Here is an 802-nt window from a genome sequence, read left to right on the forward strand (position 1 = left end):
GGGTCGTCGACGACCTCGCCGAGCCGCTGGTATCCGACGACCTTGGCGATCTGGGTGTTGGCGTGCATCCCGTCGAGGACGTCGCGGTGCTCGCGCAGGGGGCGGAGCAGGGACTGGTCGAGGAAGCGCCGGGCCAGGGCGGCGTAGCGGCCGGTGCCGGTGATGTCGGCGAGGTCCGCCAACGCCTCGCACATCCCGCCGAACTCGGTGCGGAGCATGGCTTCGTGGGTGTCGTCGTCCATCCCCGCCGCTGCCTGGTCCCACCAGTCGGCCAGCCGTCGCACGGCGGTCAGGGCCAGGTCCGAACCGGTGTGGCGGTGGGCGTCCAGCAGGCCGGCGAAGAGCTTGTGCAGGTTGTACCACGGCACCCAGGCACCACCGAGCTCGAAGGAGTCCCGCTCCACCTGCCCCGCGGCCACCCGCTGCCACAGCCGCACGCCGTCGGGAATGCCCCCGGCGTAGCCGGTGCCCAGGGCGTCCTGGCACTCGACGACGCCCTGAACCAGACGCTCGACCATGGCTTTCGGCCGGGGGTCGTCCGTCACCGCGCTCATGAGAGCGGCGCCCGACAGCGCGTGCCCGAGGGTGTGGCCGTCGAGACCGGAGTTCTCCCAGTTGCCGTAGGACTCGGCGACCGGCGGCAGGCCGGCCTCGCGCCGCAAGGGCGCCAGGAGCCGGTCGGTGTCGAGGGACAGCAGGTACTCGAGAGCGGTGGCCTGCGCGTCCAGGAACGGGCCGGGAAGAAGGCGTACCGCGCTGCGGGGAAGTGACTGCATGGGTGCTCGTTTCCTTACTTCGAACC

1 protein-coding gene is annotated in these 802 nt (G+C 71.7%); it reads right to left on the minus strand.

What is annotated here, in order from left to right; translation table 11 throughout:
* The coding region (locus tag H1D24_RS41585; RefSeq protein ID WP_181662966.1) for a beta-L-arabinofuranosidase domain-containing protein at nt 1-776 on the minus strand (776 nt) is incomplete at its 3' end.
* Between the last annotated feature and the right edge of the window lie 26 nt (nt 777-802).

The organism is Streptomyces himalayensis subsp. himalayensis, from assembly GCF_013778455.1.
GTDB classification, from domain to species: Bacteria; Actinomycetota; Actinomycetes; order Streptomycetales; family Streptomycetaceae; genus Streptomyces; species Streptomyces himalayensis.